The organism is Cryobacterium sp. PH31-L1 (assembly GCF_030063145.1).
GTDB lineage: Bacteria > Actinomycetota > Actinomycetes > Actinomycetales > Microbacteriaceae > Cryobacterium.
Genome location: NZ_JASISM010000006.1, coordinates 313,232 through 339,282, shown reverse-complemented (window position 1 = coordinate 339,282; position 26,051 = coordinate 313,232). Strand labels below are relative to the sequence as shown.

Genomic DNA, 26,051 nt, shown 5'->3' with positions numbered 1-26,051 from the left:
TACATCGGATACTGGCCGTTGTCGCATGAATGCTCGGTGATCACACTGGAATCATGAGCCCCGCAGCAACGAGCACCAGCCACACCACCACCCATTCGGCCCCCAACCCGGGCGCCAGCAGTAGCGTGGCCACGCGCGGGACGGCCCTCTCCCTCGCCGAAGCCCGCACCCGCTACACGTCCGGCCGCGGCTACCTCGCCGCCTGCACCCTCGGGCTGCCGACGATCGACACGATCGCTGCGATGCGAGCCGATACCGAGGTCTGGGCCCGCGGCGAGGCATGCGCCTCCCGCTACGGTGAGGTTGTCGAGCGGGTGCGCGTTGGATACGCCGATTTGGTCAATGTAACTCCCGACCGGGTGGCCATCGGCTCTCAGACCTCGGTAATGGCGGGCCTGGTCGCGGCGAGCATTCCCGATGGCGCCGAAGTCGTACTACCGCGCGGCGACTTCAGCTCGATGGTGTTCCCGTTCCTGGCCCAGGCCCACCGTGGCGTGACTGTTCGGCAGGTGGACCTCGCCGATCTGGCCGTGAGCCTCACCCCGAACACCTGGCTGGTGGCATTCTCGCTCGTGCAGTCCGCCACCGGAACCATCGCCGACAGTGCGGTTATCCGGGCCGCCGCGAGCGCAACGGGCACCTTCACGCTCTGCGACACGACCCAGGCCACCGGGTGGATGCCGGTCGACGCCTCGTTGTTCGACGCGACCATCTGCCACAGCTACAAGTGGCTCGGCGCCCCACGCGGCGTTGCGTTCTTCACTGTCGCTGAGTCGTTCGGCGCGCAACTGCACCCGATCAATGCCGGCTGGTACGCGGGAGACGACCTGTGGGCATCCTGTTACGGCCCGGCGATGGCGCTCGCTCCCGACGCCCGACGCTTCGACGTGTCGCCGGCCTGGCCTGCCTGGGTCGGTGCTGAACCGGCCATCGATCTGTTTCGCAGCCTGGACATGACCGAAGTGCGCGCTCACAATACCGGGCTCGGAAACGCGTTGTGTGACGGCCTAGGCCTGCCCCGGCTCGACCAGGCGATCGTCAGCTGGCCGGATGATGACGGCCGCGACCTCGCGCGCCTCACCACGGCGGGCCTCACCGCCTCAGGTCGGGCCGGTCGAGCGCGCGTCGCCTTCCATCTCTGGAACGATCGAGACGACGTGGACGCCGTGCTGGACGCGCTGCGCCACGGCTAGACAACGCCAGGCTGTCGGCGACGCCGGAACGACGGTCCCCACATCGCCCGACGTCATGCCTTGTCGGCGACGGCCGCGATGATCGCCTCGGCGAGGGCGCCCGATGATGCGGGGTTCTGTCCGGTGTAGAGGTTGCGGTCGATTTCCATGTGCGGTGCGAACGATTCACCCGCGATGAAGTCGGCACCCAGTTCGCTCAGTCGGCTCTGCACGAGCCAAGGCGCCTTGGGGGCCAGCCCGCCAAGAACTTCCTCAGCATCTGTGAAGCCGGTCATGCGGTAGCCGGAGAACGGCCAGCTGTCGTCGGCCCGCTTGGCGGCAAGCAGGGCGGCCGGGGCGTGGCAGAGCACACCGAGGATGCGACCGCTGTCGAGCGCTTCAGTGAGGATTCTCCCCGAGACGGCGTCGACCGCAAGGTCTTCCATTGGGCCGTGACCGCCGGGATAGAAGACCACATCGTAATCGCCAACGTTGATGTCATCGAGGCTGAGCGGCTCGTCGAGCTGACCGGAAATGGTTCCGATGTAGTCGATGATCTGCGCAACGCGCTCCTCTCCCCCGGCAGCGTCCGCCCGCAAGCTGACCGCATCGATGGTCGGGGCGATTCCGCCCGGCGTGCCGATGCTGATCTGCCAGCCCGCCGCGGTGAACAGGCGGTGCGGCTCAGCGAGCTCCTCAGCCCAGTAACCGGTGGGGTGCTGGGTGCCGTCGTTCAGGGTCCAGTGGTCAGCGGCGCTGACGACGAAAAGTACGTGGGTCATAGTGTCTCCGTTTTCAATGAATTCGTGTGCGGGATTGTGCGGGATGTTCGACTCAGACAGCCGGGGCGACCTCACTCGTGCGCACGACCATCTTGCCGGTGTTCTCGCCGCGCATGAGGCCGAGGAACGCGTCGACGGCGTTCTCGACGCCGTCGACGACGGTCTCGTCGAAGACGATCTGGCCGGAAGCGAGCCAGGCGGCCATCTCGCCGGAGAACGCCGGAAGGTGGCCCCAGAAGTTGCCGATCGTGAAGCCCGTGAGGGTCAGGCCGCGGGTGACGATGTTGGACATGTTGTTCGGCCCGGCGGGGGCATCCGTGCTGTTGTAGAGCGCGATGGCACCGCACAGGGCCGCGCGACCACCGTCGTTGAACGAGGCGAGAGCCGCCTCGAGGTGTTCGCCGCCGACGTTGTCGAAGTACACGTCGATGCCCTCGGGTGCCGCGGCGGCGAGCTGGTCTTTGATGGCACCGTCCTTGTAATTAAACGCGGCGTCGAAGCCGTACTTTCTCGTGAGCAAGGCCACCTTTTCGGCTGATCCAGCGGAGCCGATCACGCGCTTGGCGCCCTTGAGTCGCGCGATCTGGCCCACCATGCTGCCCACGGCACCAGCGGCGCCGGAGACGAATACGGTGTCGCCTTCCTTGAGCTTGGCGATCTCGAGCAGGCCCACGTACGCCGTGAGGGCAGTCATTCCGAGCACGCCGAGGTAGGCGGAGAGCGAGATTCCGGGGAGTTCAGGAACAACCCGGAATCCGGCGCCGTCTTCCTGAACCAGGTCGCGCCAGCCATAGCCGTGGGTAACGACATCGCCGACGGCGAAGGCATCGTCGGCGGAAGCGACGACGCGGCCGACAGCCCCGCCGCCCATGGTCTCGCCGAGAACGAACGGCGGCACGTAGCTCTTGACGTCATTCATGCGGCCGCGCATGTAGGGGTCGACGGAGATGAATTCGTTGGCGACTCGAACCTGGCCGGCCTCAAGTTCGGGCAGCTCGACGGTCACGCTGCGAAAGTCCGAATCCGTCGGCCAGCCAACCGGGCGATTCACGAGCTGGATCTGGGTACTAATGGTAGATGTCGCCATGGTGGGCTCCTCTGCTGGTTTTGTAACGATCGTTTTACTATATAGTGGACCTATCGGTACACAAAATTGACCGAGAGTTCGACACGAATCAAGGAGTGGACATGGGGCGGCTGCAGACCTTCGACCACGGCGTGGTCGTGCAAGCTGCACGGGACCTGTTCTGGAATAAGGGCTACGACGCGGCGTCCCTGGCCGATTTGGAAGCAGCCACGGGTCTCGGCCGCTCCAGCCTGTACCACGCCTTCGGCAGCAAGCGCGGTCTCTTCGATGCCGCAGTGACCGACTATCTCGAGACGATCATCCGGCCCCGGTTGTCCGGGCTGCGCTCCGGCGCAACGGATGCCTCGGCCCTGCTCGATTATTTCGGCAGCCTCGCCCGGGCGACGGCCGCGCAGGCGTCCGACTCGGTGCAAATTGGATGCCTGCTCGTCAATTGCGCCGCCGGTCTCGCCGCCCACGACGATCCAAGCCGAGCGGTCGTTGAGGGTTACCGCATCGAACTGTCGGCTGCCCTCCGGCACGCACTCGTGTCGGCCTCCGTCGCAGCGCCGGCTGCAGCGGCTGCCCCAATTGACGCGAATGCCGTGCTCGACGAGCGTGTGCGCACCCTGGCGTCCTTGTCAATGAGCGCCATGCTGATAGCCAGGGTCAACCGAACCGAAGCGATTGCCTTGCTGAACACCGCATCGAACCAGGTCAGAGTCTGGTTCCCTGGCCCCACGCACTGAGGCCAATTTACGCACGCGGGCCCGCTCACGCTCCCGGGGCCACCTTATGCAACTGGGCCCACGATCTATCACGGGCCCAGTTGCATACGGTGGGCCCCGCGCAGAGCCCTCAGACTTAGGCCGGGCGAACCACTGAGTTCACGAGGGTTCCGATGCCGGCGATCGACATCGTGACCGTGTCGCCGTCAACGACGGCCGCGGCGGTGTCCATCTGGCCGGCCAGAATTACGTCGCCAGGCAGCAGGGTGAACACGCTCGAGGCGAACGCGACGAGGGCCGCGACGGTGTCCTCTGTCGGGGTGGAGTCATCGTCACCGATCTCCGCAGCCTGAAATTCTTCGTCGTTGATCAGCCCGCGCAGCGGCGTCGCCGCGTCGTCGAAGTCGGTCTCGATGATGGGTCCGAGCGGCAGGAAGGTGTCAAAGGCCCCGGCCCGGGTGGCGTCACGGTCGGCGAGATCGGCCGCGGTGGCAACCGTCGCGACGGTGTAGCCGAAGACGCGGCTCACGGCATCCGCTGCGGTGACGTTTTTCGCGATCTTACCGATAATGATGGCCAGCTGGCCATCGACCTCGACCCGCTCGGCGGCGGCCGGCAGCACGATGGCGTCACCGGGGCCGACGACCGCGGTGTTGGGCCGAAGCACGAACGCGTCAGAAGACTGCATCGCCACGATCTTCGAGCGCGGAATCACCGGCGCCAGCAGCTTCACATCGCCCAGGGCAACCCGGTCGCCGGTGGTGTCGAATCCGGCGAACATCGGGTCACTCGTGAGCACGACCAGTTCGTCGTCGTCAACAATGCCGAACGCGATGGCGCCCTGGTAGCTGTAGCGTGCGATCTTCACGTGTCTCATTCCCGCCGATAAACGGCCAAAAGGTTCAGTTTAGCCGAGTGAGCCAGCCGTGGCGGTCGGGCACGCGGCCGTACTGAATGTCCGTGAGCTCCTGCCGCAGCGACAGTGTGATCGCGCCAGCGGGGGCATCCGCTTCGCCGATCGTGAAGTCGCGAGCCTTGAGCTGGCCGATCGGCGTGACCACGGCGGCGGTTCCGCAGGCGAAGACCTCGGTGATGGCACCGGATGCGACACCCTCACGCCACTCCCCCAGCGTCACCTCGCGCTCTTCCACGGTCATACCGCGGTCGCGGGCGAGCTGCATGATGCTGTCGCGGGTGACGCCCTCGAGGATGGATCCGGTCAGGCGCGGCGTGACGAGCGTGTCGGTGCCGTGCACGAAGAACACGTTCATGCCGCCCAGCTCGTCGATGTGGCTGCCGGTTTCACCGTCGAGAAAGAGCACCTGGGCGCAGCCGTTCTCGTACGCTTCCATCTGGGGCAGCAGTGAGGCAGCGTAATTGCCGCCACATTTGGCCGCACCGGTTCCACCGCGACCGGCGCGGGAGTACTCGGTGGAGAGCCAGATCTTCACTGGGGCAACGCCGTCGGCGAAGTAGGCGCCGGCCGGGCTGGCGATCACGTAGAAGCTCACCTTGTGGGCAGCCCGCACGCCCAGGAAGGTCTCGTTGGCGATCATGAACGGGCGCAGGTAGAGGCTGGTCTCGGGAGCGGACGGAACCCAACCGCCGTCAATGGCAACCATCTGCTTGACCGACTCGATGAAGTCCGCAACCGAGAGTTCGGGGAGCGCGAGGCGGTGCGCTGAGCGCTGCAGCCGCTCGGCGTTCTTCTCCGGCCGGAAGGTCCAGATCGAGTTGTCGGCGTGCCGGTAGGCCTTGAGGCCCTCGAAGATCTCCTGGCCGTAGTGCAATACCGACGACGCGGGGTCGAGCAGCAGCGGACCGTAGGGGGTGACGCGGGCGTCGTGCCAGCCGGCCTCGACCGACCAGTCGATCGTGACCATGTGGTCGGTGAAGTGCTTGCCGAATCCCGGGTCGGCCAGAATCTCCTCGCGTTCGGCCTCGGCGCGCGCGTCGGTCGACGGAGTGAGAGCAAAAGTCAGGGGAAAAGTCACGGTCATTTCAGTACCTTGTCTGTCAAAAGGGTCACGATGGCGTCTCCCACCTCAGCGGTGCTGCGTCGCCCGAGAGAGGAGCGGCGAGCAAGGTCGTCGGCGATCGCCTCGTTGACGCGAGCCGCGGCATCCGTCAGCCCGAGATGATCAAGCAACAGTGCCACCGAGAGGATGGCCGCGGTCGGGTCGGCGAGTTGCTGGCCGGCGATATCGGGAGCCGAGCCGTGCACCGGCTCGAACATGCTGGGAAAGCGACCCGTCGGGTTTATATTGCCGGAGGCCGCCAAACCGATGCCGCCGCTGATTGCCGCTGCCAGGTCGGTGAGAATGTCGCCAAAGAGGTTATCGGTGACGAGTACATCGAATCTACTCGGATTCGTGACGAAGAAAATGGTCGCCGCGTCGACGTGCAGGTAATCAACCGCAACCTGGGGGTACTCGGCGGCCACCTGGTTCACGATGCGCTGCCATAGGCTGCCGGCGAAAACGAGCACGTTGGTCTTGTGCACGAGAGTGAGGCGTTTGCGCTCACGACCCTGGGCCACCTCGAAGGCGTACCGCACGACGCGTTCTACCCCGTAGGCAGTGTTCACCGACACCTCGTTGGCGACTTCTTGTGGAGTGCCGCGACGGATGGCACCGCCGTTGCCCACGTAGGGGCCCTCTGTACCTTCGCGCACGACAACGAAATCGACCACGCCGGGCGCTGCGAGCGGGCTCGTGACGCCCGGGTAGATCGTGCAGGGCCGCAGGTTCACGTAGTGGTCGAGGGCGAAGCGCAAACCAAGCAGCAGCCCGCGTTCGATGTTCGCGTCTTTCAGGCGTGGGTCGCCGGGAACGCCGCCGACTGCACCGAGAAGAATGGCATCGTGCTCACTGATCGACGCGAGGTCGGCACCCGTGAGCACGTCACCGGTCTCAAGGAACCGCGCGGCGCCCAGCTGAAAGGTGCTCGTCTCAATCGTGACGTCATCGAGGGCAGTGACTGCGCCGAGCACTTTCACTGCCTCCGCGACAACTTCCGGTCCAATCCCGTCTCCGGGAATGACAGCGAGTTTGATAGTACGAGACATGCGGCTCCGAAACAGTCAATGATCACCTGAATTGCGTATAGTCAAACCTTACCTTTCTCACCGAAGTGCCTAGGCTTGTCCCTAGTGCACCACAAACGGAAAGCAGGAAATCATGAGTATCGGACTAGGAATCTTTCTGCTCGTCGTCGGCGCCATTCTGGTATGGGCCCTCGACGTGACCGTCACCGGCATTGATCTGACGCTCGTCGGCTACATTTTGCTCGCGGCCGGAGCGCTCGTGACGATCCTCGGCCTTGTGCTGATGACCCGTCGCCGCAACAGCGTGAGCACCACCCGCACGATCGCCGACCCGGCGAACGGCGAGCAGGTCACCCGCCGCGAGAACTCGATCGACGACCTCTAACCCACAGCTCGCGAAAGTGGGTGAACGGATGCTTCGCGACTACTGAAGCAACCGTTTACCCGCTTTCGCGGAATCGCTAGCGCGCGCGACGCAGCGACACCAGTGCCACTGCGGCCGCTCCGAGTACGAGCGCGACTCCGATCCACGCGGTCAGGCCCACGCCGCTGTCGAAGGCGTGCCGGGCCGACTGGAGCAGTTGCTGGGCGGCCGCGGGCGACAGGTGCCCGGCCACGGACACCGCACCGCCGAGAGTCTCTCCCGCCGCCAGCCGGTCGGCCGCGCTCAGGCCGTCGGGCAACAGCACCGCCGCCCGGTAGGAGACGGTGAGAATGGTGCCGAGAACGGCCGTTCCCAGCACCGCCCCCAGTTCGTAGGCTGTCTCTGACACAGCGGATGCCGCGCCCGCCTTGTCGGCCGGCGCTGTCGCCACGATGAGCTCGTTCGAGACGGTCTCGGCCGCGCCGATTCCGATGCCGAGCAGAACGAAGGCGACGCCGATCCAGAAAGCATCGATCGCTCCACCACGCAGCGCGATCGACGCGAATCCGGCCACCGACACGAGCAGGGCCACGGGCACCACCCGAGACGGCCGTACCCGGCGGGCAATCGGCACGATCAGAAGTCCGGCCACGATCATCGCGGCCAGGCCTGGTACAAGAACGAGTCCGGCATTCAACGGCGACAGCCCGAGCACCAGTTGCAGGTGCTGCGAGATGAAAAACAGGCAGCCGACAAGCGCTGTGACACTGAGCAGATTCACGCCAACGGCGCCGCTGAACGCGCCGCGCCGGAACAGGCCCATGTCGAGCATGGGGTTACCGACGCTCAGCTGTCGACGTACGAACCAGACGCCGAGCCCCACTCCGAGCGCGATCGGGGCGACCGTGAGCCAGGTCACACCGTGCTCGGCGATGCTTTTGATGCCATAGACGATCGGCAGCATGGTGCCGAGCGAGAGGGCAATGCTGAGCAGGTCGATGCGCCCGGGGTGCGGATCTCGCGATTCGGTCACCAGAATCGGCGCCAGCACGAGCAGCGGCAACAAAACGGGAACGGCGAGCAGAAACACCGAGCCCCAGGCGAAATGCTCGAGAAGAATACCGCCGACCACCGGGCCGAGGGCGCTGCCAGCCGCAAAGCCGGTGGCCCAAATCGCGATGGCAAGGCGACGCTGGTCGCGGTCGACGAAGGTGGAACGCAGCAGCGACAGAGTCGACGGCATGAGCATCGCGCCGAAGAATCCGAGCGCGGCGCGGGCGATGATGAGCCCCTCGATGCTCGGGGCGAAGGCGGCGAACACCGAGACCACGCCGAAGCCGGCCGATCCGATCATCAGCAGGCGGCGACGTCCGATGCGGTCGCCCAGGCTGCCCATGGCTACGAGCAGTCCGGCCAGCACGAGCGGGTAGATGTCAACCATCCAGAGCAGCTGCACACCGGTCGGCAAGGTAGCCGTGGAGATCGCCGGCAGAGCGAAGTTGAGCACGGTGTTGTCAATCGACACCAGCAGCACCGGAAGCATGAGTACTGCGAGGGCCCACCAGCGCCTGCGATCGTGCCGCACCGGCAGAGCGGATGCCGCGGTGCCGGCCGATCCTGCCGCACGCGTCTCGCTGCTGCGACTCTCTGCCGCACGGCTTTGGTCGGCATGGTTCGAGGCGATACCGGGCAGGGTAATGGAGTTGGTGGGAACAGCGGGGGCAGACACGATCTCGTTCACTTTCTGGGTTCATTCTCGACCGCCATGGGCGGAGCAACAAATTCGACTGTACCGGCTAGACGGTATAGTTGTCTAGTCCGCCCCTGCCCGACCGAGAGTTTGCGTGTTCGTTACCATGGCCCCTATGCCGAAAAATGCTGCCGCACCATCCGTTCCCACCCGGGATCGCCTGCTCGACGCCTTCGAAGACCTGCTGGTCGAGGGTGGCGAGCGGTCGGCGACGCTCGATGCCGTCTCGGCGGCCGCTGCGGTCTCCAAGGGCGGTCTGCTGTACCACTTCGCGTCGAAGGACGCCCTGGTCGACGGTGTTCTGACACGGTTGGATGCGCTCGCCCAGCAAGACGCCGAGAACATTCGCACCGCCCCGGCGGGACCCGTCGACTATCTCATTCGCACCTCGGTGCACACCGGCAGTCCCCTGGACCGTGCCTACATTGCCGGGTCGCGTCTCGCTCAGGGCCGGGATCCGCGTGCCATGCAGGTACTCACCGATATTCGCCGGCGCTGGCTCTCGGTGATCGAAGAGGCCGTACACGACCCGGATGTCGCCCAGACGATCATGCTGATCAGCGACGGCCTCTATGTGAACAGCTCGCTGGCCGAGAACGAGCTGGCAACGCAGGATCACACCGATGCGGCGATGACCCGACTGATCGCCCTGATCGGCCGGCTGCTGCCCGGCTCCTAGAAACACGAGTGGGCGCCTGCAGTGCAGGCGCCCACTCGCATCCGTGCAGCCGTTTTCAGTGAAACGACGCAGGTTTTACTCGGTGAGGTCGATCTCCACCATGATCTCGGCGTCGATCGCGGCGCGCACCGACGTGAGCAGTCCGGCCGGAACCTCGGAGTCGACGGTCAGCACGCTGAGCGCCTTGCCGCCGGCCACGTGGCGGGCAATCTGCATGCCGGCGATGTTGATGTTGGCCTCGCCGAATTCGCGACCGTACACCGCGACGATTCCGGGGCGATCGGCGTAGAGCATGACGATGAGGTTCTTGGCGAAGGGAACCTCCACGTCGTAGCCGTTGATCTCGACGATCTTCTCGATCTGCTTGGTGCCCGTGAGGGTACCCGAGACGGAGACCTGGGAGCCGTCAGCGAGGGCGCCGCGCAGCGTGATCACGTTGCGGTATTCGGGCGACTCGGCGTCGGTGAGCATGCGCACGGTGACGCCGCGCTGCTCAGCTAGCAGCGGTGCGTTGACGTAGGAGACGGTTTCGCTGACCACGTTGGTGAAGATTCCCTTGAGCGCAGCGAGCTTGAGCACGCTGACGTCGTACTCGACGAGTTCGCCGCGCACCTCGATGTCGACGCTCGTGAGCGGGCTGTGCGCGGCGAGGCCGGAGAAGACCTGGCCGAGCTTTTCGACCAGCGGGATTCCGGGGCGCACGTAGGGGTCGATGACGCCGCCGGCCACGTTGACCGCATCGGGAACGAGTTCGCCGGAGAGCGCCAGGCGCACGGACTTGGCGACAGAGACGCCGGCCTTTTCCTGGGCTTCGTCGGTCGAGGCGCCGAGGTGCGGGGTGGTGATGATGTTGTCGAGGCCAAGCAGCGGCGAACCGGTCGGCGGCTCGTTGACGAACACGTCAAGGCCGGCGCCGGCGATGGTGCCCGCGACGAGGGCTTCGTGCAGGGCTTCTTCATCGATGAGTCCGCCGCGGGCGACGTTGACGACGAATGCGGTGGGCTTCATCAGCCCCAGCTGCGCGGCACCGATCATGCCGGTCGTCTCGGGGGTCTTCGGCATGTGGATCGTGACGAAGTCGGACTGCGCGAGCAGTTCATCGAGGGTGACCGGGGTTACGCCGAGCTGCTGGGCGCGAGCCGAGGTGATGTAGGGGTCATAGGCGATGACGTTGGTGCCGAACGCCTGCATACGGGCGGTGATGAGCGCACCGATGCGGCCGAGGCCGATGATACCGATGGTCTTCTCGTACAGCTCGATGCCGGTGTACTTGGAGCGCTTCCAGGCTCCGTCGGCGAGGGCGCCTGACGCGGCAGGAATGTGCCGGGCCAGGCTCAGGATGTGACCCACGGTCAGCTCGGCGGCCGAGATGATGTTGGAGGTGGGAGCGTTGACGACCATCACACCCGCCGCGGTGGCGGCCTTGATGTCAACGTTGTCGAGGCCGACGCCGGCGCGGGCGATGACCTTCAGAAAGGGCGACGCCTTGATGGCTTCGTCATCCATCTTGGTGGCTGAGCGCACCAAAACGGCCTGCGCGGTGGCAAGCTCGGCGAACAGCGCGGAGCGATCCGTGCCGTCGACGTGGTGAATGTCAAAGTCGGGCCCCAGGGCATCGACGGTGGCGGGGGAAAGTTCTTCGGCGATCAGGACGACGGGCTTCGACAATAAAATCGGATCCTTAGATTGCATTTGTCGGTGGCGCGACAATGGGCGCTACTCGGTTTCCACCCTAGCGGCTGCACAATAGAGCAATGAGCAGCGACGTAATAGACGGACTCCAACTGGTTCTGCGAGTGATTCTTGCCGTGGCCTTCATCGGCGCCGGAATCACCCATTTTCTACCTGAGGTCAAGCGCACCATGGCGGCGATGATTCCGCCGAGCCTGCGCCGGGATGGTTTGGCCAGCCCGGTCAACCTCGTGCTCTTCACCGGAGTGTGCGAGATTGCCGGCGGCGTTGGCCTGCTCGTTCCCTCGAGCATGGTGCTCGCGGCCGGCGCACTCGTAATCTTTCTGGCCGCGGTGTTTCCGGCCAACGCCTACGCTGCGCGCCATCCGAAGCGCTTCGGGCGGGTGGCGATACCGTTCGTCCCGCGGCTCATCGCCCAGCTGGTACTGATGATTCTGATCGTTTTCTCGGTGCTCTGACTAGACGATCAATCGGGCCAAGCTGAATACGGCACCGAGGTCCAGCGATACAGCGGCAACCGCGCAGAGCCCGACCAACAGGGTCAGGGCCTGAACGCCGAAAGCCCGGTTGCGTCCGAGCCAGTAGGCCAGCGCGTAGACCAGAATCGGCAGGATCACCGCGAAAATCAGCACGGCCCAGCCGAAAGCGCTCAGCTGGGTGTCGAGGGACTGCGCCAGCAGGTTGAGCCCGACCAGGTTGCCGATGGCTTCCCACACGTCGTAGGCATAGAAGAGCCCGAAGAAGATCGCGATCGCGAGCAGCAGCCACCGCGGCGGTCGACGACGGATGGCCGTGGTCGCGTCGCCGGTGCGCTCGTCTGTGTCGCTCATGAGCCCACTCCTGATCCGATAATGAAGGGCAGTGGAGCCAGTACGACGACGCCGATCAGAAGCCAGAGCAGTCGGGCGCGTGGGCGGCTCGTGGTGAGCCAAAAGGTGACTCCGAACCAAACCAGTGGCGCTGCCACGGCGAGCCAGGCGCCGAGGGAGAACATGAATTCGGCGACGGGGTCGCTGATCGGCTTCTCGATGCGAGCGACCCCGATGAACCAGCCGATCGTGTACAGCAGGTACATGCCGGCTAGAATCCCCATGCCGACGAGGGCGACCGAACTGACCGCTAAACTTTTCGGTTCGGCAGGCGATTCGGCATCCGATTCAGTGCCGGCATCAGTCGGCCCGGTTTCGACCGCTCGCTGGGCTGACGCTGACACCTCGGGGATGGTCCAGCCCTCCGGCAAGCCGGTAGGTTCGGGCGCAGCCCGACCGCTTCCCGTCGGCACCAAGGTCGGGTCATCGTCGCCGGCCCAGTTCAGCGCATCGTCGTCGCGTGTCGGGTTCATTTTTCTAGAGTATCCGGTTGCCGCCGATGCTGACGGTTTGGCCGGCGACGGATGCCGGCGCTCACCGAAAAGGTCCACCCCAGAATCCCGACCAGGGCCACACGTTCAGCGAGACCGATGATGCCGGGCAGCCAAACACCGGCCGCGACGACCAACAACAGCCCGGCCAGGATGATGGCGGCGAACGCGGTCGCCCACGGCAGAACCCTCGGCAGCAGGCCTCGAACCCGCAGCCAGATCGTCAGCAGCACGATAGCGATGAGCGCCGTGACGAAGCCGAAGGATGCGACGGCGAGATGGATGACGCCGACCATGGTCGAGGTCTGCAGGGTGCTCACGTGGGAAGGGCTGACGTCGGTCGGAAAGAAGGCGAGTACCGCCGAGCTGGCTCCCCCGATGAGCAGCAGCGCGAGGCCCAGGCTGAGCAGCGGGTCGCGGCGCCGGGGCAGCAGCGCCCGCGCGGTCAGGGCAATCGCGACGACGGCAGCGACGCAGAACACCGCGCGGCCGAGAAAGTTGAGGTTCATGATCCACCCGTACCGGCCGACGGCGAGGTTGCTCTCGGCGTCGCTGATCGGGCTGTAATGCGGCGGCAGAAGCTGCAGCACCACGTCGATGAGTACGTACAGCACGACGCCGATCATGGCGACGGTCGCCAGGCCATGCCGCACCGCACTCATCCGGCGGGTGCCGGTGCCGGGAATTACCATACGGACCAGTCTTTCGTTGTGAACGCACGAAGGGACCCTCGCGAACGAGGGTCCCTTCGTGCTGCAGTTAAGCCGATGCCGCTAGCGCGACACCGATCCGTCGGTGTAGTCGTCGTCGGTCGACGCGTTCCACGCGAACAACTTGCGCAGGCTGCGGCCGGTGGCCTCGATCGGGTGCTCTTCGCCCTTCTTGCGCAGGGCGAGGAATTCGACTCCGCCGTTGTCCTGGTCGGCGATGAAACGCTCGGCGAACGCGCCGCTCTGGATGTCGGCGAGAACGGCCTTCATGTTCTCCTTGACGCTCGGGTCGATGACGCGCGGGCCGGAGACATAGTCGCCGTACTCGGCGGTGTCGGAGACGCTCCAACGCTGCTTCGCGATGCCGCCCTCCCACATGAGGTCGACGATGAGCTTGAGCTCGTGCAGCACCTCGAAGTAAGCGACCTGCGGCTGGTAGCCGGCTTCGGTGAGAACCTCGAAGCCGTACTGGATCAGCTGCGATGTACCACCGCAGAGCACGGCCTGCTCACCGAACAGGTCGGTTTCGGTCTCTTCGGTGAAGGTGGTCTTGATGCCGGCCGCACGCAGGCCACCGATCGCCTTGGCGTAGCTGAGCGTGAGCGGCCAGGCATTGCCCGAGGCATCCTTCTCGACGGCGACGATCACGGGAACGCCGCGACCGGCTTCGAATTCGCGGCGTACGGTGTGGCCGGGTCCCTTGGGGGCGACCATGACGACGTCGACGCCGTCGGGAGCGGTGATGTAGCCGAAACGGATGTTGAAGCCGTGGCCGAAGACGAGCGCCTTACCGCGGCTAAGGTTCGGAAGCACATCGTCCTTGTAGAGGTGACGCTGCACCTGGTCGGGGGCGAGGATGACGATGACGTCGGCCCAGGCAGCGGCATCCGCTGTGGACAGTACGGTGAAGCCGGCTTCTTCGGCCTTGGCCTTGCTCTTGGAGCCTTCTTTCAGGCCGATCTTGACCTCAACACCGGAGTCGCGCAGGTTCTGCGCGTGGGCGTGACCCTGCGAGCCGTAGCCGATGACGGCCACCTTCTTGCCCTGAATGATCGACAGGTCGGCGTCTTTGTCGTAGAAAATCTCAGACAATGTGTATCTCTCCTCGTGAATTAGTTGTTAGAAAAAGCTGAAAACGTTAGTTTTTGAAGACGCGCTCGGTGATCGACTTGCTACCGCGGCCGATGGCGAGCAGGCCCGACTGCGCGAGCTCGCGAATGCCGAACGGCTCGAGCACCCGCAGCAACGCCTGGGTCTTTCCGCTGTCGCCGGTGACCTCGATCACGACGGCATCCGTTGCCACGTCGACGACGCGGGCCCGAAACAGGTTCACAGCTTCGAGCACCTGCGACCGAGTGGTGTTGTCGACCTTGACTTTGATCAGCAGGTGTTCGCGCTGCACCGACTGGGCCGGGTCGAGCTCGACGATCTTGATGACGTTGATCAGTTTGTTCAGCTGCTTGGTCACCTGCTCGAGCGGTATGTCTTCGACGTCGACCAGAATCGTGATGCGCGACAGGCCGGAAATTTCGCTGTGGCCCACGGCGAGGCTTTCAATGTTGAAACCGCGACGCGCGAACAGGCCGGCGACGCGCGTGAGCAGGCCGGGCTTGTCCTCGACGAGCAGACTCAGAACGTGGCTCGTCACGGTTACTCTTCTCCCCAGGTCGGTGCGTGGTCTTTGGCGTACTGCACGAAGCTGTTGCTGACTCCCTGCGGAACCATCGGCCAGACCATGGCGCCGGGGCTCACGATGAAGTCGATCACGACCGGGCGGTCGTTGGTGGCGAGGGCCAGTTTGATGGCGTCATCAACCTGGTCCTTGCTGGTGACGCGAATGCCGAGCGCGCCGTAGGCATCCGCCATTTTGACGAAGTCCGGCACCATGGCGGTGCCGTGACCGGTGTTGAGGTCGGTAAAGGAGTGACGTCCGTCGTAGAACAGTGACTGCCACTGCCGCACCATGCCGAGTGAGGAGTTGTTGATGATCGCGACCTTGATCGGGATCTTGTTGATCGTGCAGGTCGCGAGTTCCTGATTTGTCATCTGGAAGCAGCCGTCACCGTCGATCGACCAGACCACGCGGTCGGGTTCGGCCACCTTGGCGCCCATGGCCGCGGGCACGGAGTAGCCCATGGTGCCGGCGCCGCCGGAGTTGAGCCAGGAGTTGGGGCGTTCGTACTTGATGTACTGCGCCGCCCACATCTGGTGCTGGCCGACGCCGGCCGCGTAGACGGCTTCGGGGCCGGTGAGCTCGCCGATGCGCTGGATCACATACTGCGGGGCCAGCAGTCCGTCGGTCGGTTCGGTGAAACCGAGCGGGAACTCTTCTTTCAGGCCGTGCAGATAGGTCCACCACTCGCTCGTGTCGGGGGCAGCACCCTGGGCAGCTTCGGCCCAGGCCAGAGTCAGGTCGGCAATGACATCCTTGGCATCGCCGACGATGGGTACATCGGCCAGGCGGATCTTTGAGATCTCAGCCGGGTCGACGTCAACGTGCACGATCTTGGCGTTGGGCGCGAACTCGCTGATCTTTCCGGTCACCCGGTCGTCGAAGCGTGCTCCGAGCGAAATGATGAGGTCACTTTCCTGCAGCGAGAGCACGGCCGGAACCGTGCCGTGCATGCCCGGCATGCCGAGGTGCTGCGGGTGCGAGTCGGGGAAGGCCCCGCGGGCCATGAGGGTGGTCACGACGGGTGCACCGGTCGCCTCGGCCAGAGCGAGGAGTTCAGCGGATGCGTGGGCGCGAATGACACCGCCGCCCACGTACAGCACGGGCTTCTTCGCGGCGAGCAGTAGCTGCGCTGCCGCCTGCACCTGCTTGCCGTGGGCCTTCACGATCGGCCGATATCCGGGCAGGTCGAGTTTGGGAGGCCAGATGAACGGCGCGAGGTTCTGCTGCGCGTCCTTGGTGATGTCCACTAGCACCGGGCCGGGGCGGCCGGTGGAAGCGATGTGATAGGCCGAGGCGATCGCGGCCGGAATCTCCTCAGCGGTACGAGCCAAAAAGGAGTGCTTGGTGATCGGCATGGTGATGCCGATGATGTCGGCCTCCTGGAAGGCGTCCGTTCCCATCGAGGTGGAGAAGACCTGGCCGGTGATCGCGAGTAGCGGAACGGAGTCCATGTAAGCATCCGCTATGGCGGTGACGAGGTTGGTGGCACCGGGGCCACTCGTGGCGATAGCGACACCCACGCGACCGGTGGCGGAGGCGTAGCCCTCAGCCGCGTGGCCGGCACCCTGCTCGTGGCGCACCAGGATATGCCGGATCTTGTCTTGCGTCATGAGCTCGTCGTAGAGCGGAATGACAGCGCCGCCGGGAATGCCGAAGACGTCGGTCACACCGAGCAGTTCGAGGGTGCGAATGATCGCGCCCGAGCCGGTGAGCATTTCCGGCTCCGCGGATGCGGGAGCTGAGGGCACGGGAGTGGTTTCCGTGGTCATGATCGTTGAATCCCTACTTCGAATCGATTGGTTGGGGTGCCGCTGAGCGAGGTCAGAAGGTGGTGTCACCAGTAGCGACTGCTAACCGGTAATGGCGCCTTCAGCTGCCGAGTGCACGAGCTTCGAGTACTTGGCGAGTACACCGCGGGTGTAGCGCGGGGGAAGGGGCGCCCAGCCATCTCGGCGGGCGGCCAGCTCTGCATCGGTAACCAGTAGGTCAAGCGTGCGAGCTGCGATATCGACCCGTATCAGATCCCCATCGCGCACGAAGGCGATTGGACCTGCGTCCACCGCTTCGGGTGCTATGTGGCCGATACACAGTCCGGTTGTGCCGCCTGAGAATCGACCGTCCGTTAACAGTAGTACATCGGAGCCGAGCCCTGCGCCCTTGATGGCGGCGGTGATCGAGAGCATTTCGCGCATGCCCGGCCCGCCCTTTGGGCCTTCATAACGGATGATGACCACGTCACCCTTGTAGATCTTGCCGTCGGTCAGGGCGTCCATCGCGGCACGTTCACGTTCGAACACGCGGGCCGGTCCTTCGAAGACGGCGGCGTCGAAGCCGGCGGTCTTGACGACGGCACCCTCGGGGGCGAAGGTGCCCTTGAGGATGGTGATGCCACCGCTCTTGTGAATGGGGTTGTCGAGGGTGCGCAGTACCTCACCGTCGAGGGCCGGCGGGTCGATCTCGGCGAGGTTCTCGGCCACGGTTTTGCCGGTGACGGTGAGCGCGTCGCCGTGGATGAGGCCGGCTTCGAGCAGAGCGCGCATGACGGCGGGAACGCCGCCCTGGCGGTCGACGTCGTTCATGACGTACTTGCCGAAGGGCTTGAGGTCGCCGATGTGCGGAACCTTGTCGCCGATGCGGTTGAAGTCGTCGAGAGTGAGTTCAACCTCGGCCTCGCGGGCGATGGCGAGTAGGTGCAGCACGACGTTGGTGGATCCGCCGAAGGCCATGGCCACGGCGATGGCGTTCTCGAACGCTTTGCGGGTGAGAATGTCGCGGGCGGTGATACCGAGGCGCAACATGTTGACCACGGCTTCGCCGGAACGGTGCGCGAAGTAGTCGCGGCGACGGTCAGCGGATGCCGGGCTCGCCGAGCCGGGCAGGCTCATTCCGAGGGCCTCAGCGACGCTGGCCATGGTGTTGGCCGTATACATACCGCCGCAGGCGCCCTCGCCGGGAGCGAATGCGCACTCGATGCGCTTCGCATCCGCTGCACTCATGCGCCCGGCCTTGACCGCGCCGACAGCTTCGAACGAGTCGATGATGGTGATGTCTTTTTCGGTACCGTCACTGAGCTTGACCCAGCCCGGTGCGATCGATCCGGCGTAGAGGAAAACGCTGGCGAGGTCCAGGCGGGCCGCGGCCATGAGCATGCCGGGCAGGGACTTGTCACAGCCTGCCAGCAGCACGCTGCCGTCGAGGCGTTCGGCCTGCATGACTACCTCGACCGAGTCGGCGATAACCTCGCGGGAAACCAGGGAGAAGTGCATTCCCTCGTGCCCCATTGAGATGCCGTCGGAGACGGAGATAGTGCCGAACTGCAGCGGGTAGCCGCCGCCGGAGTGCACGCCCTCTTTGGCGGCCTGGGCGAGGCGATCCAACGACAGGTTGCAGGGCGTGATCTCGTTCCACGAGCTCGCAATACCGATCTGGGGCTTGTCCCAGTCGGCGTCGCCCATGCCGACAGCACGGAGCATTCCGCGAGAGGTCGTGGCCTCGATCCCATCGGTGACGTCGCGGCTACGTGGTTTCACATCGATCTCAGACATGCTTCCGAGTCTAGAACCTTGGCGGGCCGGGTCAGAGCGCACGGCCAGAGCGCAGTGCGGCGATGCGCACCAGAACCTGCGTGACCTCCTGCGGGCTGCGTACCCGGTAGCCGGCGAGGGTTGCGCCCTGGCCGATTTTGAGGCCGACGTCGCCCTCGTCGAGGCCGGCGAAGGCATCCTCGTCGGTCACATCGTCGCCGGCGTAGAAGACTCGGTCGGCGCCGGTGTACTCGCGCAATTGCGTCAGGGCGTCACCCTTGGTGCTGGAGCGCACCGAGAATTCGAGCACGTTTTTACCCTCGCGAATCGTCAGCCCCGGCAACTGGTCACCGAGTTGGTCGCGTGCCTGACGCTGCGCGGTCTGACCGTCTTTCTCGGTGGCCAGCCGGGTGTGCAGGGCGAGTCCGGCGGGCTTGCGCTCAATCGTGGTGCCGGCGATCGACCCGGAGATGGTTTCGAGCACCCGGGCGAGGGTGTCGAGCTGCTCGAGTTCGGTGGAGAGCAGGTTGAGCTCGATCTCGGGGGTGTCCAGCTGCACCTCGATACCGTGCGAGCCGGTGAGCAGTACCGCGCTCTGCGGCTGGGCGACCTGTTGCAGGCTGACCAGTGCCCGACCGGAGACGAAGGCCACGCGCACACCGGGCAGATCGAGCAGGGCCTGCACGGCCTCCCGGGTGCCGGCGATAGCGCGCGCGTCTTCGGGATGGTCGACGTGCGGGGCGAGGGTGCCGTCGAAGTCGAGGGCGATGAGCAGGTTTTCGGCGCCGGCAATGCTCTGTAGGGCCTGATCGAGGTCGTCGGGGATTCCGGCCGGCACCGCTGCTCCCCCGGTGAGCGCGCGCAGGAACGAGGCCGACCATGCGGCGACATCGTTCTCGGCGACCTTGCGGCGTAGCGCTCGCATACGCCGGGTGCGCTCGCGCTTGGGCATCTCGACGGCGCGCACGATGGCATCCTTGGTTCCGTCGATGTCGTGCGGGTTGATCAGAATGGCCTGTTTGAGTTCGTCGGCAGCGCCGGCGAACTCGCTCAGAACGAGAACGCCGTCCACGTCGAAGCGCACGGCCACGTATTCCTTGGCGACGAGGTTCATGCCGTCGCGCAGTGCCGTGACCAGCATCACGTCGGCGGCGAGGTACATCGCGACCATTTCTTCGCGCGGGTAGCTGTGGTGGTGGTAGCTGATGGCGGTGTGGCTGATGGTGGAGAAGTCACCGTTGAGACGGCCGACGGCGAGCTCGATCTCGTCGCGCAGTGCCATGTAGGTGCTGACTCGTTCGCGGGACGGGCTGGCTACCTGCACCAGGGTGACGTCTTCGACGCTCAGGCGTCCGTCGGCGAGCAGTTCGCCGAAGGCCTTGATGCGGTGCCCGATGCCCTTGGTGTAGTCGAGTCGGTCGACGCCGAGCATGAGGGTTTTCGGGTTGCCGAGGTCTTCACGAATCTGCCGTGCGCGGGCCTGGATCTCGGGGCGCCGGGCGAGTTCTTCGTAGGCCGCGGCGTCGATCGAGATGGGAAAGTGCTTGGCGATGACCCGTCTGGTATCGCCACCCTGTCCCGTTGAGGCCTCACCGGTCGGCACGTCGATGACAACGCCGCGGGTCGGGTAGCCGTGAAGACGACGCACCGCGCGGGAGAAGTTGCCGGCATCCTCTTGTCGTTGAAATCCGATGACATCGGCGCCGAGCAGGCCGTGCAGAATTTGTTTACGCCAGGGCAGCTGAGCGTAGATGCCGTAGGACGGGAACGGAATGTGGTTGAAGAAGCCGATGATGAGGTCGGGGCGGGCTTCGCGCAGCATGCGGGGCACCAGTTGCAGTTGGTAGTCGTGCACCCAGACCGTAGCTCCGGGGGCGGCGACCGCTGCGGCGGCCGCCGCGAAACGGCGGTTGACGGACACGTAGGCGTCCCAGGTCTCGCGGTGGAAGCTCGGCGGCGCGATGACGTCGTGGTAGAGCGGCCAGAGAGTGTCGTTGGAGAAGCCCTCGTAGTAGTCCTCGATGTCTTCTTCATTCAGCCGCACCGGCACGAGCGAGATGCCGTCGTTCTCGAACGGTGCGAAATCGCGGTCGGCGACGCCCGGCCAGCCGACCCAGGCTCCGTGTGAAGAGCGCATCAGCGGTTCGAGTGCGGTGACCAGCCCGCCTGGTGAGGTACGCCAGGTGACGGCGCCGTCGGCACCCTCTTCATAATCCACCGGCAGGCGGTTCGAGACGACGACAAGCGTGTAGGTGCCGACCGGGGCATCGACGGGCACGATGGGCGATGCTGGGTCAGTCTGGGACCGTGTGGATTCGGCTGAAGAAGTAATGGATCATCCGTTCCGGGCACACCCGAGGTGCACACCTGTGTTGCCGTACCAAGGTTACCAGCCGGTCCGCGCCCATTCCCGGGTAACCTGATGCCGGAGGTTCACATGCGAAAGTTCGTATTCAATAGTGCGATGATCGGCGTGATTGCCGGCGGCTGGAACACCGTGCAGGCCACGCGGCACGGCCCCCGGGATTGGCGCCTCGTGATGCTTTGGCTCGGCTGGGCTCTCAGCGCTGCTGTCGCCGCCGGAACGGTCATCGAAGATGCCAATAAACGCAAGATTGAGAGTTGACTTCCGCTCGTAATCGGCGTGTCCCCCGCCTCACCGGCGTTCTATCACCGAAACTGGGGGAATTAGTTTATTGCTGGCTGCAGCAGAGTGATCGTGTGTTCGGAAGGGGCTTGTCATGTTTGGTCGTCGACGCCGACGTTTGGCAGCGAGCGCAGCGATGAGTGTCGCTCCGGCTCCGGTTCTGCGCGACGAGCAAATTTTCGAGCTGCTGCACGACAAGCTCAGTGCGCTGGTCGGCGAGCACGGCGCCTGGACCCTGGTGGCCCGCAGCGCGGACGACACCGAGGTCATCTTTCACGGGTTGAAAGCCCGGGAGATCGCAACCGAGCTCACCGAGGCCATTACGACCGAGCAAGCCGTCCTGCGCGGTGAGACCAGCGGTGAGCCGACCGCGCTGTCTTGGACTCCGGCGCCGATCACCACTTGGAGCGAACCGGCCGCAGCATTGCCAGTGCCTGCCCCGACGAGCGATGCCGAGGTGGCCGCGGCATCCGCTGCCTGGATCGACAAGGCGTCGGCAACGCTCGCCGCGGCTCGCCTGGTCGCCTGACCCGGCTGCCCGCCGCGCCGATCCGGAGCGAATTCTCACCCGGCTGCTGACAGGATGGTTTGATGGCACTCAATATCGAGGACTACGCACTCATCAGTGACTGCCACTCGGCTGCCCTCGTCGGACGAAACGGGAGCATCGACTGGCTCTGCCTGCCGCGCTACGACTCCGCCTCGCTGTTCGGTGCATTGCTCGGTGACGAGAACCACGGCCGGTGGCTGCTGGCCCCCGCGGATACGACAGCCACGGCGGTGCGCAGCTACCAGGGCGACACCTTCGTGCTGTCAACGGTGTGGACCACGGCCACCGGTCAGGTCGAGGTGCTCGATTTCATGCCGTACGGCGACGGTCGGGCCGACCTGGTGCGGCGCGTGCGGGGCATCAGCGGCACGGTGCAGATGAACCAGGACCTGCGGTTTCGTTTCGGTTACGCCACCACCGTGCCGTGGGTGCGGCAGCTGAAGGGAGAGCGGGTGCGCGGCCTCGTCGCGATCGCCGGGCCCGACGCGATCGTGGTGCGCGGCCCCCAGCTGCGCGCCTCGGATCATCGCCACGTGTCACACTTCGAGGTCACCGCCGATGAGACGGTCGACGCGCAGATGACTTGGTATCCCTCGCACCGTGAGGTTCCGCCGGCTATCGACATTGACGCTGTCCACGCCTCGACCTGCGCCTGGTGGCAGAACTGGGCGTCGAGTTGCAGCCACGAGGGTCCCCTGCGCGCCGAGGTCGTGCGCTCGCTGCTCGTGCTGCGCGCCCTCACCCACGAGCAGACCGGCGGCATCGTGGCGGCGGCGACGACGTCGCTGCCCGAGCAGGCCGGCGGCACTCGCAACTGGGACTACCGCTACGTGTGGCTCCGCGACGCCTCACTCACGCTCGAAGTACTGCTCAGCCACGGCTATGAGGTGGAAGCCGACGGCTGGCGCGCCTGGCTGCTGCGCGCCATCGCGGGCGACCCCGGAGATGTTCAGATCATGTATGGACTCTCCGGCGAGCGCTATCTGCCCGAGAGGGAACTGACCAGCCTGCCCGGCTACAACGGCGCCTCCCCCGTGCGCGTCGGCAACGGTGCCGTCGATCAGTTTCAGTCCGATGTGATCGGCGAGGTCATGGTGGCCCTGCACGCCGCCCGCGCCGCCGGGGTGCAGGAGAACGAGTTCTCCTGGCCGCTGCAGCGAGCCCTCATGAGTTTTCTGGAAAAAAACTGGCGTCGCGCCGACCAGGGCATCTGGGAGGTGCGCGGCCAAGCCCGCGAATTCACCCACTCGCGGGTGATGGTCTGGGCCGCCTTCGACCGTGCGGTGCGCGGCATCGAGGAGTGCGGCCTCGACGGCCCGCTCGACCGGTGGAAGACCCTGCGTGACGAGGTGCGCGCCGACATCGAGAGCCGCGGCTTTGACGTAAATCGAAACAGCTATGTGCAGTACTACGGCAGTTCCGAAGTGGATGCCTCCCTCCTCGTCCTCCCGCAGGTCGGCTTCTGCGCGCCGACCGATCCGCGCATGCTCGGCACCGTGGCCGCGATCGAGGCGGATCTCAGCCACAATGGCCTGCTCCTGCGCTACCGCACGCGCGCCACCGTGGACGGCCTGCCTCCGGGTGAGCATCCGTTTCTGGCCTGCTCGTTCTGGTTGGTCGAGCAATACGCCGCCTCGGGACGCCTCGACGACGCCACCGCGCTCATGGATACCCTGCTCGGCTTCGTGAACGATGTCGGCCTGCTCTCGGAAGAATACGACGTGACCAGCGGACACCAGATGGGCAACACTCCGCAGGCGCTCTCACACCTCGCCTTGGTGAGGGCAGCGGATGCGATCATGGCCGGTCGCACCGCACCGGCTCCCGTTCTCGCCGACACCCAGGCGAGCACGTAGGGCGCACCGTCTGACGGTGCCGGTAGAGCCCCTGGGCCGCCCCGCGCCCGTCGGCGCCTCAGGCGCGGAGCCCAGTCTCCGGTCGAGCTTGTCGACGCCAATCGTCCAACGCGACCGGTCTGCGCTGGCCGCAGCGCAACGCTATTGCGGCGATTCGAGCAGCGTGGGCTCCTGCATGAGCGGGTTCTTGCTGGGCAGCGCAATCAGCGTCTGCTCCGGGTCAATGTCGACGGCGGGCTGTAGCCAATACTCTCCGTCGAGGAACAGGATCTTCCAGTGCCGGTTGTGCAGCAGCAGGTGATGTAGAACACAGAGCAATATGGCCTGGTCGATGTTGGAAAACCCAGATCAGCCCAGTTTTCAACGTGGTGAGCTTCACTCCACGACGGTGGCTCATCACAGCCAGGCCAGCGACATCCGCCGTCACGCGCGGCGAGGGCACGGCGTTGCTCGCGGTTGAACAGGCGGGCATCCCGGCCAACATTGAGGGGTTGCCCGGTTTGGCTGAACAGAATACCCAGGTAGCCGGTGTCACACAGATGTCGGGCAATGGTCTCCTCCGATACCGGAGCCGGATTGCCCTCGATATAGCCGAACACCCCCGTTCTTGATACCTCCGGGGAAGGCCGCGTGCTCGGCGTGGCCTGCCCGGCCGTCTGTGCCGTCCCGGTGGACGGGGCCCGCGTGGCCGCGCTGCGATCGGCGATCCCGGTGACCTCGCCAGCCTCGGTCGTGCCTGTAGTTCCGATCGTCTCGACGATCTCGGTCATCCCGGTGGTCCCAACGGCCTCGATACCCTCCACCGGCTGGACTGTGTTTGTCGCGGTCGGCTCGACAGCCTTCGACGGCGTCAGTGCCGTCGAGCGGGAATCCGCTTCGGGGGCCGGCACTGCCTGCCCCGCCGGCGCGGGGATGGTGGTGGGGCGGTCGTAGTCAGTGACGATGACCTGCACCACCGGACGCCGACCACCGAACAAGGTGTTCGGGTCGGCCTCAGCGCCGAGCTTGAGCAGCTGGGTGAACGAATCCGCAGCGATCTGATCAACGGTACGCGGATCATCCCGCACGCTCTGCGCCCACAACGCCCGCTCCGGATCCACAAACCGCACCCCACCCCGCCGCGGACTGGTCAGCGCATCGTAGGTCGCGATCCACAACTCGCCCTGCTCCGGCGGCAGCAACGCATGCACCGTCACCATGCCATCAGCCCGCCGCCACAACGACCACGACGTGTCATCACGGGCCTGCTTCTCCCGCGCGAGAATACCCGCCACATCCAACTCATCCCGCAGCCGCCGAGCCCGTTTAAACGCCTGCTCCGTGTTCAGGCCCGGCGCCTCCACCAACACCACCCGCAGCGCCGCGGCGAGCTTCTCCGCGGTGACCGCCTGATCCACAGTGCCCAAGCCTCGCAGCAGGGCATCGCCCACGCCTGGTGAGAAAATGCCGGCTGCGACGGCATGCATGATCGGCGCCTGCCACGGCACCACCACGACCGGCACCACCACCGGCGCTGCCAGGGGCAGTGCCGGTGTGACCGGTGGCACGGCGATTACCGGCACGGGCCGGGGCTGACCCTTCGGAAGGGGCAGGCCGGGATACAACTCGGCCCACGCCGCCGCCCGATCGGCCTCCCGCGCCTCCCACTGCGCCGCCTCCCAGGCGAACGCCCGCTGCGCCTCCGCCGCCGCCTCGACAGCGGCAGCAGCGGCGGCCTGCGCCGCAGCATCCGCCGCGGCCTCCGCGACCCGCGCCGCCTCCCGGGCCGCCTCGCGCGCGGCGGCCGCCTCGCGTTCCGCCGTTTCGGTCTCGCTCATCAACACCCCGACCGCCAGCAGCCGGCCCGCCTCGATGCGGCTCAACCCGGTGGCGTGCTGCACCATCAGCGTGGGGGTGCCAAACCCGTGCCGGGCCGCCAACCCGGACTGGCCCAGCTGCCGCCGCGACCGCTCCGCAATCGTTCCCGCCAGCAACGCGGCCACCGTATTACTCAACCGCAGCAACGCGGCAATCGGCGCGCGCGCCGCCAGCACCTCCGCATCGGACAGACCCGCGAACTCCGCACTGGAACCACCCAACGCGGCCACAGCGGCCACCACCCGGGGGAGCTCCATCGCCATGCTGGTCATGATCTAAGACAACACCCACCCACCGACACGAGGAAATGTCACTCCTATAAGCACTAAATCTATAAGCACTAAACCGGCCAGATCCGCCAACAACCGCAACGCAATGTTTGACGGCCGGGTGCCACGGGTCTTTCCTCGCCGGCCGCTGGTCGACGGAGATGTCACAGCAGCGCCGAGCACGGCGGTCGTGCGCCTGGCGCGCGGGCCTGCGCAGTCGACCGGCCGCTGGTCGACGGAGATGTCATAGCGGCGCGGAGCACGTTGGTCGTGCGCTTGTTCAGCGGGCCCGACGTTGTCGACCCGTCACCACAACCGCCCACG

Annotated in this window: 24 protein-coding genes; 8 read left to right on the top strand and 16 right to left on the bottom strand. The window is 65.7% G+C overall.

What is annotated here, in order from left to right; genetic code table 11:
- Window positions 1-53: 53 nt before the first annotated feature.
- Window positions 54-1,193: an aminotransferase class V-fold PLP-dependent enzyme gene (locus tag QMF22_RS14115; RefSeq protein ID WP_283454650.1), complete on the top strand. Its 1,140-nt coding sequence runs from the start codon at window positions 54-56 to the stop codon at window positions 1,191-1,193.
- 53 nt (window positions 1,194-1,246) lie between these two features.
- On the opposite strand, the gene QMF22_RS14110 is transcribed toward QMF22_RS14115, so the two are convergent.
- Window positions 1,247-1,954, bottom strand: a complete 708-nt coding sequence (locus tag QMF22_RS14110) for a type 1 glutamine amidotransferase domain-containing protein (protein WP_283454649.1) — start codon at window positions 1,952-1,954, stop codon at window positions 1,247-1,249.
- A 52-nt stretch (window positions 1,955-2,006) separates the two neighbouring features.
- Window positions 2,007-3,041, bottom strand: a complete 1,035-nt coding sequence (locus QMF22_RS14105) for an NADP-dependent oxidoreductase (protein WP_283454647.1) — start codon at window positions 3,039-3,041, stop codon at window positions 2,007-2,009.
- A gap of 101 nt (window positions 3,042-3,142) precedes the next feature.
- On the opposite strand from QMF22_RS14105, the gene QMF22_RS14100 reads away from it, so the two are divergent.
- The gene (locus QMF22_RS14100) at window positions 3,143-3,769 is read left to right on the top strand and encodes a TetR/AcrR family transcriptional regulator (protein WP_283454645.1); all 627 of its coding nucleotides are present in this window, start codon (window positions 3,143-3,145) and stop codon (window positions 3,767-3,769) included.
- A gap of 115 nt (window positions 3,770-3,884) precedes the next feature.
- Here QMF22_RS14100 and QMF22_RS14095 read toward each other — a convergent pair whose 3' ends face one another.
- The 3 genes from QMF22_RS14095 to QMF22_RS14085 are packed head-to-tail and all read right to left on the bottom strand — an operon-like array spanning window position 3,885 to window position 6,815.
- Window positions 3,885-4,625, bottom strand: coding sequence for a fumarylacetoacetate hydrolase family protein (locus tag QMF22_RS14095; protein WP_349357098.1), 741 nt, complete (start codon window positions 4,623-4,625; stop codon window positions 3,885-3,887).
- Between the two features lie 25 nt (window positions 4,626-4,650).
- Window positions 4,651-5,748, bottom strand: coding sequence for a branched-chain amino acid aminotransferase (locus QMF22_RS14090; RefSeq protein WP_283454641.1), 1,098 nt, complete (start codon window positions 5,746-5,748; stop codon window positions 4,651-4,653).
- A complete protein-coding gene (locus QMF22_RS14085; protein ID WP_283454638.1) occupies window positions 5,745-6,815 on the bottom strand; it encodes a 3-isopropylmalate dehydrogenase in 1,071 nt (356 codons plus the stop codon). The genes QMF22_RS14090 and QMF22_RS14085 overlap by 4 nt, the downstream gene beginning before the upstream one ends.
- A 112-nt stretch (window positions 6,816-6,927) precedes the next feature.
- On the opposite strand from QMF22_RS14085, the gene QMF22_RS14080 reads away from it, so the two are divergent.
- Window positions 6,928-7,179, top strand: a complete 252-nt coding sequence (locus QMF22_RS14080) for a DUF6458 family protein (protein WP_283454636.1) — start codon at window positions 6,928-6,930, stop codon at window positions 7,177-7,179.
- A 76-nt stretch (window positions 7,180-7,255) separates the two neighbouring features.
- Here QMF22_RS14080 and QMF22_RS14075 read toward each other — a convergent pair whose 3' ends face one another.
- Window positions 7,256-8,743 carry an MFS transporter gene (locus QMF22_RS14075; protein ID WP_283454709.1) on the bottom strand — a complete coding sequence of 496 codons (1,488 nt, stop codon included), beginning with the start codon at window positions 8,741-8,743 and terminating at the stop codon, window positions 7,256-7,258.
- 280 nt (window positions 8,744-9,023) lie between these two features.
- Between QMF22_RS14075 and QMF22_RS14070 the strand changes: the two genes are divergently transcribed.
- On the top strand, window positions 9,024-9,587 hold the full coding sequence (locus QMF22_RS14070; RefSeq protein ID WP_283454634.1) for a TetR family transcriptional regulator: 564 nt from the start codon (window positions 9,024-9,026) through the stop codon (window positions 9,585-9,587).
- A gap of 75 nt (window positions 9,588-9,662) precedes the next feature.
- Here the strand turns inward: QMF22_RS14070 and serA are convergent, their stop codons facing one another.
- Window positions 9,663-11,255, bottom strand: coding sequence for a phosphoglycerate dehydrogenase (gene serA / locus QMF22_RS14065; protein WP_283454631.1), 1,593 nt, complete (start codon window positions 11,253-11,255; stop codon window positions 9,663-9,665).
- Window positions 11,256-11,341: 86 nt separating this feature from the next.
- Here serA and QMF22_RS14060 point away from each other — a divergent pair, with 86 nt between their 5' ends.
- Window positions 11,342-11,737, top strand: a complete 396-nt coding sequence (locus QMF22_RS14060) for a DoxX family protein (RefSeq protein ID WP_283454629.1) — start codon at window positions 11,342-11,344, stop codon at window positions 11,735-11,737.
- On the opposite strand, the gene QMF22_RS14055 is transcribed toward QMF22_RS14060, so the two are convergent.
- From QMF22_RS14055 to QMF22_RS14020, 8 genes are all read right to left on the bottom strand, one after another.
- The gene (locus tag QMF22_RS14055) at window positions 11,738-12,109 is read right to left on the bottom strand and encodes a bacitracin resistance protein (protein WP_283454627.1); all 372 of its coding nucleotides are present in this window, start codon (window positions 12,107-12,109) and stop codon (window positions 11,738-11,740) included.
- The gene (locus QMF22_RS14050; RefSeq protein WP_283454625.1) at window positions 12,106-12,621 is read right to left on the bottom strand and encodes a DNA polymerase III subunit gamma/tau; all 516 of its coding nucleotides are present in this window, start codon (window positions 12,619-12,621) and stop codon (window positions 12,106-12,108) included. The genes QMF22_RS14055 and QMF22_RS14050 overlap by 4 nt, the downstream gene beginning before the upstream one ends.
- A complete protein-coding gene (locus QMF22_RS14045) occupies window positions 12,618-13,331 on the bottom strand; it encodes a DUF998 domain-containing protein (RefSeq protein WP_283454623.1) in 714 nt (237 codons plus the stop codon). Before QMF22_RS14045 ends, QMF22_RS14050 begins: the two co-directional genes overlap by 4 nt.
- An 81-nt stretch (window positions 13,332-13,412) precedes the next feature.
- Window positions 13,413-14,441, bottom strand: a complete 1,029-nt coding sequence (gene ilvC, locus QMF22_RS14040) for a ketol-acid reductoisomerase (protein WP_283454621.1) — start codon at window positions 14,439-14,441, stop codon at window positions 13,413-13,415.
- Between the two features lie 46 nt (window positions 14,442-14,487).
- Window positions 14,488-14,997 carry an acetolactate synthase small subunit gene (gene ilvN, locus QMF22_RS14035; RefSeq protein WP_283454619.1) on the bottom strand — a complete coding sequence of 170 codons (510 nt, stop codon included), beginning with the start codon at window positions 14,995-14,997 and terminating at the stop codon, window positions 14,488-14,490.
- 2 nt (window positions 14,998-14,999) lie between these two features.
- The gene (locus tag QMF22_RS14030) at window positions 15,000-16,817 is read right to left on the bottom strand and encodes an acetolactate synthase large subunit (protein ID WP_502846963.1); all 1,818 of its coding nucleotides are present in this window, start codon (window positions 16,815-16,817) and stop codon (window positions 15,000-15,002) included.
- Between the two features lie 57 nt (window positions 16,818-16,874).
- Entirely contained in the window at window positions 16,875-18,569 is a 1,695-nt protein-coding gene (gene ilvD / locus QMF22_RS14025) for a dihydroxy-acid dehydratase (RefSeq protein ID WP_283454616.1), read from the bottom strand.
- A 31-nt stretch (window positions 18,570-18,600) separates the two neighbouring features.
- A complete protein-coding gene (locus QMF22_RS14020; protein WP_502846962.1) occupies window positions 18,601-20,880 on the bottom strand; it encodes a bifunctional alpha,alpha-trehalose-phosphate synthase (UDP-forming)/trehalose-phosphatase in 2,280 nt (759 codons plus the stop codon).
- A 105-nt stretch (window positions 20,881-20,985) separates the two neighbouring features.
- On the opposite strand from QMF22_RS14020, the gene QMF22_RS14015 reads away from it, so the two are divergent.
- From QMF22_RS14015 to QMF22_RS14005, 3 genes are all read left to right on the top strand, one after another.
- Window positions 20,986-21,174, top strand: coding sequence for a hypothetical protein (locus QMF22_RS14015; RefSeq protein ID WP_283454614.1), 189 nt, complete (start codon window positions 20,986-20,988; stop codon window positions 21,172-21,174).
- Between the two features lie 115 nt (window positions 21,175-21,289).
- Complete coding sequence (locus tag QMF22_RS14010) at window positions 21,290-21,724, top strand: hypothetical protein (RefSeq protein WP_283454612.1); 435 nt, start codon at window positions 21,290-21,292, stop codon at window positions 21,722-21,724.
- A gap of 62 nt (window positions 21,725-21,786) precedes the next feature.
- The gene (locus tag QMF22_RS14005; protein ID WP_283454610.1) at window positions 21,787-23,601 is read left to right on the top strand and encodes a glycoside hydrolase family 15 protein; all 1,815 of its coding nucleotides are present in this window, start codon (window positions 21,787-21,789) and stop codon (window positions 23,599-23,601) included.
- Window positions 23,602-23,804: 203 nt separating this feature from the next.
- Here the strand turns inward: QMF22_RS14005 and QMF22_RS14000 are convergent, their stop codons facing one another.
- Window positions 23,805-25,730: an HNH endonuclease signature motif containing protein gene (locus tag QMF22_RS14000; protein ID WP_283454608.1), complete on the bottom strand. Its 1,926-nt coding sequence runs from the start codon at window positions 25,728-25,730 to the stop codon at window positions 23,805-23,807.
- Window positions 25,731-26,051: the final 321 nt, after the last annotated feature.